This is a genomic window from Mariniflexile sp., assembly GCF_052728615.1.
Genome location: NZ_JBFVFE010000102.1, coordinates 1 through 7,483 on the forward strand (window position 1 = coordinate 1; position 7,483 = coordinate 7,483).

Annotated in this window: 10 protein-coding genes; 3 read left to right on the forward strand and 7 right to left on the reverse strand. The window is 35.3% G+C overall.

Features of this window, described 5'->3' with window-relative positions:
• The first annotated feature begins 234 nt into the window (after positions 1-234).
• Together ACU1LP_RS19125 and ACU1LP_RS19130 are read left to right on the forward strand one after the other, a co-directional pair.
• Entirely contained in the window at positions 235-486 is a 252-nt protein-coding gene (locus ACU1LP_RS19125; RefSeq protein WP_445731370.1) for a type II toxin-antitoxin system ParD family antitoxin, read from the forward strand.
• A gap of 21 nt (positions 487-507) precedes the next feature.
• A complete protein-coding gene (locus ACU1LP_RS19130; RefSeq protein ID WP_445731387.1) occupies positions 508-777 on the forward strand; it encodes a type II toxin-antitoxin system RelE/ParE family toxin in 270 nt (89 codons plus the stop codon).
• Between the two features lie 90 nt (positions 778-867).
• Here ACU1LP_RS19130 and corA read toward each other — a convergent pair whose 3' ends face one another.
• The 7 genes from corA to ACU1LP_RS19165 all read right to left on the reverse strand — a co-directional run bounded on the left by corA (position 868) and on the right by ACU1LP_RS19165 (position 6,732).
• Positions 868-1,935 (reverse strand): magnesium/cobalt transporter CorA, encoded by a 1,068-nt coding sequence (corA, locus tag ACU1LP_RS19135; protein ID WP_445731371.1) that lies wholly within the window; start codon positions 1,933-1,935, stop codon positions 868-870.
• A gap of 21 nt (positions 1,936-1,956) precedes the next feature.
• Positions 1,957-2,325, reverse strand: coding sequence for a mechanosensitive ion channel domain-containing protein (locus tag ACU1LP_RS19140; protein ID WP_445734109.1), 369 nt, complete (start codon positions 2,323-2,325; stop codon positions 1,957-1,959).
• A gap of 231 nt (positions 2,326-2,556) precedes the next feature.
• Complete coding sequence (locus ACU1LP_RS19145) at positions 2,557-3,501, reverse strand: septum formation inhibitor Maf (protein ID WP_445731373.1); 945 nt, start codon at positions 3,499-3,501, stop codon at positions 2,557-2,559.
• A 31-nt stretch (positions 3,502-3,532) separates the two neighbouring features.
• Positions 3,533-4,126: a Maf-like protein gene (locus tag ACU1LP_RS19150; RefSeq protein ID WP_445731374.1), complete on the reverse strand. Its 594-nt coding sequence runs from the start codon at positions 4,124-4,126 to the stop codon at positions 3,533-3,535.
• Between the two features lie 353 nt (positions 4,127-4,479).
• Positions 4,480-5,394 carry a geranylgeranylglycerol-phosphate geranylgeranyltransferase gene (locus tag ACU1LP_RS19155; protein WP_445734110.1) on the reverse strand — a complete coding sequence of 305 codons (915 nt, stop codon included), beginning with the start codon at positions 5,392-5,394 and terminating at the stop codon, positions 4,480-4,482.
• Between the two features lie 74 nt (positions 5,395-5,468).
• Positions 5,469-5,984 carry a KdsC family phosphatase gene (locus ACU1LP_RS19160; protein ID WP_445731376.1) on the reverse strand — a complete coding sequence of 172 codons (516 nt, stop codon included), beginning with the start codon at positions 5,982-5,984 and terminating at the stop codon, positions 5,469-5,471.
• On the reverse strand, positions 5,965-6,732 hold the full coding sequence (locus ACU1LP_RS19165; protein WP_445731377.1) for a Rossmann-like and DUF2520 domain-containing protein: 768 nt from the start codon (positions 6,730-6,732) through the stop codon (positions 5,965-5,967). Before ACU1LP_RS19165 ends, ACU1LP_RS19160 begins: the two co-directional genes overlap by 20 nt.
• A 172-nt stretch (positions 6,733-6,904) precedes the next feature.
• Here ACU1LP_RS19165 and ACU1LP_RS19170 point away from each other — a divergent pair, with 172 nt between their 5' ends.
• Entirely contained in the window at positions 6,905-7,291 is a 387-nt protein-coding gene (locus tag ACU1LP_RS19170; RefSeq protein ID WP_445731378.1) for a group III truncated hemoglobin, read from the forward strand.
• Positions 7,292-7,483 lie beyond the last annotated feature (192 nt).

Consider the following 7,483-nt stretch of genomic DNA (forward strand, 5'->3'; position numbering starts at 1 on the left):
TATAAAAGCAAGCAAGGCCATAGAATCAAACAGTTATGCCAAAATGCAGCGTAATGGGAAATTTGTCGTACACCCTTAAAAATGAGTTCCTTAATAATTCCTCCCCTTTTTTAAGGGGAGGTGCCGATAGGCGGAGGGGTCAACGATAGAAGTTATTCAAATATCAACGAACTGTTTTTGTCATGTACTAAAATGTTTTACCAATTTTTGGTAAATTTGGAAAAATATTAAAAAATGAGTAAAAACACATCAATATCACTTGGGGATCATTTCGAACAATTTGTGCAAAGTCAAATTTCTGTTGGAAGATATAAAAACGTCAGTGAAATAATCAGAGCCGGACTTCGACTTTTGGAAGATGAAGAAAGTAAGGTTATTGCTCTCAAAAGTGCAATCCAAGAAGGTTTGGATAGTCCAAGCGTGGAAAACTTTGATTTTGACGAGAATCTCACAAAGCTCAAATCAGAAAAAAGAAAAAATGGCTAAACTCACATTGAACAAGAAGCCATTGATGACCTTAACAATATTTGGGATTATACTTCACAAAATTGGTCTGAAAATCAAGCTGATAAATATTATGCTATCATGAAGTCTGCTTGTGAAGATATTTCTAAATGTTCTGTAATTGGAAAAAAGTATGATAAAATTGAGATTGGTTTATTAGGCCATAGAATTGGAAAACACATTATATTTTATCAGATAATATCTGATAATGAAATCGAAATCATAAGAATATTGCACGAACGAATGGACTTAAAGAACAAATTAAGTGAATAAAAATTGCCCATTCTATAATTTTCCTAATGATTTAACCAAATTTGCAACTTGGTGCGTACTAATGGTTTTGTGTTAAAACCAACAACTAATTCACAGCCACTTCTTCCGCTTAAAATAATAAAGCATTCCTAAAAAAATAGTAATCATAACGCCCCATAAAATATAATAGGAGTACTTATAATGTAGCTCCGGTATGTTATCGAAATTCATACCGTAAATACCAGCAATAAAGGTCAAGGGGATAAAAATGGATGCCATGATGGTTAGTACTTTCATCACCTCGTTCATTCTATTGCTAATGGTAGTCATGTACATATCCATTAAACTCCAAATCATTTCACGGTAAATATCGATGTTTTCAGAAACTTGGATGATATGGTCGTAAATGTCGCGGAAAAAAGTCTTTGTTTTGGGCTGGATGAGCGGACTTTCATGTTTTTCAATTCTATTGATGACTTCGCGAAGCGGAAAAATGGCACGTCGCACCCTCAGTATTTCCCTTTTTAAATCTTGAATATCCCTATTGACGGTTTTGCTGACATTGCCCAAGAAAATATCATCCTCAAAATCTTCAATTTTATCGCCCAAAGTTTCTATAACCGTAAAATAATGATCGACTATGGCGTCCATTAAAATATAAAGCAAATAATCCGCCTGCAACCCGCGCGCCCTACCTTTACCTTGTCTAATGCGCTCTCTTACAGCATCAAACACATCGCCTTCCGATTCTTGGAACGAAAGCACATAGCCATTGCCCAAAACAAAACTGACTTGCTCTGAAGCGATCGTGTCGTCTTTGTCAATATAAAGCATTTTAACCACCACAAATAAGTAATCTTCATACTCATCAATTTTCGGGCGTTGGGAGATGCTTACAATATCTTCTATAACAAGTGGGTGTAAATTGAAGTGATGGCCTAATTTTTCTATTTCGGTAACGTGGTTTAAACCGTTTAAGTTTATCCAGGTTACAGAATCGGACAGTTTAAAACTGAAGGTTTCTTCAATGGTAGTGAGTTCTTTCTCAACACATTTCTCCATGTTGTAGTCAAAAACGTCAATAAATAATTTTTTCGTTGCTTTCTCACCGGTGTAAATAACGCTACCGGGTGCTTTCCCTAATTTTTTATGATGCTTTTTAATTCTGTTTTTACCCATTTTTTTAACAGTATAGAATATTTAAATATCGTCAATTCCAGAATCAATTACATCTTCTATGGCATCTTTTTTTATAAGGGTTACGGCTCTTTGCAACATCAGGTTATTGGGGTAGGTTACCAAATCGCCGTTTTCCAATCGTAAATGTAATTGAAAGGCTCTAATATCTTCAATGATGGCCTGTATGGGGAAATCCTTATCATGGATTTCAATTTTGTCGCCTACCTTATAAGGGAAAGAGAAAAACATAATAATTCCTGATGTGATGTTGCTTAAAATAGACCAAATTGCAAATAGACCAATACCGATAACCGCAAAAATAGATGAAAATAGTACCACCAGATCACGTGCTTGCGTACCAAAAATAAATGGGATAATTAATAGGCCCAATATAAGTAGTGTAACAGATACGTATCTGTTTATTAGGTGTATACGCGCTAAGTTGATACCGTTTTTTCTTGATATTTTTGTTATAAGTGCTACTAAAATAAAGCGAACGATTAGTAATATAAGTAGAAGAAATCCCGTAATAATAAATTCGCTTTGAAATTTTTCAAAAAACATATTGGTTTTTGTTAAGATTGATTGATAGACAAAGGTACGTTAGAAAATTAAAACGGTTTAATGTAATTGAAGGGAATCTCTAAGGGTTTCATCTATAATACGATTTTTGGTCCAATAAGCAGATTTTATGGTTTTTAATTTAGTAGCCCTTGTAGTAAGTTGTTTGGCATTTTCGCCAAAACCACTTTTAAAGGTTTCTTCCCAACTTAAAATATCATGGGGGAAATTTGCATTGAAGTTAATAATAAGTGTTCGGTTTAATTCAGGATAAAAAATACTATAAGATCCTTTAGATAAAGCAGCAGTAGCTTTATATGCTTTTAAAGGCACATGGCGTAATCTTGTAAATTCAAAGGATGGGACTATTTGCAAATCCCCAATAGGTAAAGATTCAGGATCTATGCGTAATTGTGTCCATAATTCATTTTCCAAAATGGTTTTTTCAAGTTTGAAATTTTCATCTGCTTCACCCTCAAAATAGGAATGGGACATGATTTCAAACTGATTTTTATTATTGAGTTGTGTATAGGCATGTCCACACCATTCTTGTATGGAACTGGACACTTTCATGGCATGTGCCGTATTTGAGACAGGATAGAACGTGCTTTGCATAATGGAATAGGGGTAGATGCCTGTGTTGAAATTTTTAGTGGCATTTAATTTGAGGACAGGTATGTTGTCTGCATTTTTATTATCTGCTTTTACCTGAACAGTTGGTAAAAAATCTTCGGTAACATAAATTAATACAGCATGTCCAGTACGCATTTCTCCGTAGCGGGCCTGATCTAGTTTATAGGATGAGATTTCTGCTTCACCAGCATACCAGTAGTTTTTAAATTGTTGTGTAAGTTTTTTGCCATTGGATACTTGATTAGCAACTGCTTTTGCTTCCAAAGGCTTAACTGTTTCTTTTGAATGTTTTTCTTTTTTACAAGAAGATAACGATGTAAATATGCTAAGAATTGCAAAAAACAGCAGGAATGTTTTAAGTGTTTTTTTCATTTAAAAAACTTTTAATGTTAAAAATACGAACTTATGTAACTTCTGCAATGGTATTTAACGTTTTATAAACTATGTGGGTGGGCAATCCCATAACATTAAAATACGAGCCTTCAATTTTTGTAACGCCTATGTGCCCAATCCATTCCTGAATGCCATAAGCTCCAGCCTTATCAAAAGGTTTACAGGTTTTTATGTAGTATAAAATTTCTTCGTCGGTTAAATTTTTAAATGTAACTTTTGTAATGGCGTTTAAGGTTTTTTCAAAATTTTTAGCTGTAAAACACACCGAAGTAATAACCTCGTGCGTGGCGTTGCTTAACGATTTTATGATGTTGAAAGCATCCATTTCACCTTTTGGTTTTCCTAAAGCTTGGTTGTTGTGCCAAACAATGGTGTCGCTGGTAATAAGAATATCGTTTTCCTTCAATTCATTCTTAAAAGGCAATGCTTTTAGTTGCGCCAAATAATCACTGATTTCAAAATGTTTTAACCGTGGCGGATACTCTTCAACGATTGGTTTTAAACGGATTTCAAAATCCAATCCCAATGTTTTGAAAAAGGCCTGCCTTCTGGGTGAACCCGATGCCAAAATAATGTGGTGGTCTTTTAGTTTTTCGTTCAGCATTTTTTTTTAGTATTCAGTCCCAGTCTTCAATTTTTTTCTTGGGCGCATCCCTTCGGGTCGGGCTTTGCGTTACAAGTCCTCGCTCCTTCGTCGCTGTGGGCTTTCCACTTCAATCCCTTGCGCATCTATTCGCAGCAATAGTCATCATTATAATGTTTAGTACCTATTCTTGTTTTCAGTATTCAAAAATCATTTCTCTCGCAAAGGCGCAAAGGCGCAAAGTTTTAATCCCTTGAATAGAGTTGAACTTTTTATTTAATTTATTTTCAATCAGAACTAGGTTACTTTTGCGGCATACGCTTAGCGGCTTTGCGGCTTCGCGAGAAAATAAATCCCCGTTAATCCAGTCATGCTTATTTTTTCAAAAGAACCAAATAAAGCAACAACGACAACATCCCAAAAAGCATCACTAATTTAAGCATATTACCAATATGGTGAAACTCTTTTTTTGTTGTGGCGCTATAAATTTTAATGCTCGTATAAATTAACGGGCCCATAATTAAAATTAAAAAATAAAACACCGCCATTTGGTTTTTATAAAGTGAATTAAGGATGTAAAACCCAACCGCGAATAAAGGGATAAAAGACAAGGTGAACAATACCTTGCCAGCACGTTCTCTACCAATTGCAATGGGCAAGGTATTCATGCCCGCTTTATGGTCGCCATCAACATCTTCAATGTCTTTTGTTATTTCGCGAAGCAAATTAATAATGAAAGCAAAAACCGCATAGTCAAAAATAATTTTAAAAAACGTTAATTGTGTTTGCTGATTTAAACTTGTGATGCTTGGAAGCAACTCAAAAATCCCAACAATAATCAAACTCATTGCCACTAAAATGGATATGACCACATTGCCAATGATGAGCATTTGCTTTAAATAACTGGCATATACATAAAGCAATGCTGAAATAATGACGAAAATCGAGAAAAACGCACTTCGTCCAACAGAATTGGATAAATAAAAGCCAACGCCAACACCAACCACATTAAAAACGATAAACAGGTTATAAGCTGTTTTTTCAGAAATGGATTTTCCAATTATAAGTTTGTCGGGCTTGTTTATAAAGTCGGTTTCAACATCATAAATATCGTTGATAATATTCCCAGCGGCAGCAATACAGATAGTGGCTAAAATCAACAGTGAAATTCCTAAAGTGTCCAAACTCGTCTCCACACCAAAAGGTTCTAAAAGCGCATATTTTATTAATAATTGCACCATGGCAATCATTAGTAAATTTTTCCAACGGATTAGGTTTAAAAGATTCAAAAGTTCAAAGTTTAAAGTTTTAAGTTGTTTTCAAATGATTGTAAAATATACGCTTAACAACAAACAACAAACACCTAACTTAATTCCACCCATTTCCCTTGCACTTTAAGCACTTGTTCAATAACGTCTCTAACAGCACCTTTGCCTCCTTTTTTATGTGAAATGTATTTGGAAATCCCTTTTATTTCAGGAATGGCATCTTGTGGGCAACTAGGTAAACCAACTACTTTCATAACAGCATAATCGGCAATGTCATCGCCCATATACAATACATGTTCCGGTTTAATATTATTGGCAGAAATATATTCCTTGAACGCCGTTATTTTATCGTGTGCCCCTAAAAAAACATCTTTAATTCCTAAGCCTTCCAATCGTAATTTAACACCTTCGTTGGTGCCAGCCGAAATAATGGCCATATTATAACCCGCAGTCAGTGCAAATTTAAGGGCGAAGCCATCCTTTATGTTCATGGCCCTTAAAAGTTCGCCGGTGGTGGTTACCAATACAGAACTATCCGTAAGTACACCATCCACATCAAAAATAAAAGTGGTAATGTGGTTTAAATATTCTTTATAGCTTTTTTCTTCCATGGGTACGTTGTATAGAGGTGGTCAGTAAATTGTAAATATCTTTATGGTATGGGTCTTTCAAAAGTTTTAAATGCTTTTTCAAGGTTTTTTTGTCGTTGCGTTTTGCTGGACCGGTCTGCGCCAAATACGGTGATAGGTCTTGCACTTTTTTTGCGGTTTCTAAAATGAGGGGTTTTAAAGCATCAAATTCGGCGCCTTCGCTTTCGGTTATTTCGTGGGCGACCCGGTATAATTGATTGGTAAAATTATTCACAAAAACAGCCGCTAAATGCAATATTTTCCGTTGGTCGGTATTCACTTTTTGGGTCGGGCTCCCCAAGGCAATGGCTACTTTTTTTAAAAATTGATAGTCCGCACTTTCAAGTGCTTCAATGCATATAGGCACATTTGCAAAATCGATATCCGCAGTTTTGCTAAAGGTTTGCAACGGATAGAAAACCCCTCGTTTATGTTTTTTGTCAATATCATATAAACCCACGCTGCCAGAAGTGTGGACTACCAATCTGCTGTCAAATGGAAGCAAAGACGAAAGCGGTTTTATGGCATCATCACTGACGGCCAAAATATATAAATCGGCAGGTTTAAGTTCAGATAGATCATCCGTGATATCAACATCATTTTTATGATTTTTTAAAGCATCCAAACGGCGGTTGTACCACTGAACAACAGAGGCATGTTCTATTTTGCCAAAAGCTTTAAATAAATGCGTAGCCACATTGCCAGCACCGAGAATTACTACTGAAATCATGTGGCAAAAATACAAAAGTTAAAATAAGTTTTCAGTCGCAGTCGCAGTTTTCAGTTATTTAGTTTGAAAAAATATTTGGAACGGTGTATAATACGCTCAGTTTAGTGAATCTTCATGAAAAACCTTTGTGACTTAGCGTCTTTGCGAGCCAAAAAAACTTAATTTTGCAAGTATGAAAAAAGACATTAAATCCAGGGAAGATGTTTATTTATTAGTGTCTTCGTTTTATGTTAAAGTTAGAAAAGATGCTGTTTTAGGGCCTTTTTTTAATGACGTTATTAAAGATTGGGATGCGCATTTAGACCGATTAACAACTTTTTGGGAGGCCAGTTTGTTTTTGAGAACCAAATATTTGGGCAATCCATTGGAAGCACATGTTAAAGTAGATAAAGAAAACAATAACAGCATTACCCAACTTCATTTTGGCTTATGGCTTAACCTGTGGTTTGAGACCATTGACGAACTTTTTGAAGGCGAGTACGCAACCAACGCCAAACAGCGCGCCAGAAAAATGGGAACGTTTCTATATTTAAAAATTTTTGAAGCACGACAACATTAGTTTCCAGTCACAGTCGCAGTTTTCAGTTTCATCGTTCAGCAATCAAAAATCGTTAATCGTTGTTCGTTAATTGTTTTATCTTCCGTCCTCCGTCTCTGGTCATTTCCAACCACTAATGCGAATCAAGTGTTGAGAAGATTAAAACCCATTATGATTTATAATACAGTATTAGGGGCGTTAGCCCTAAAATCG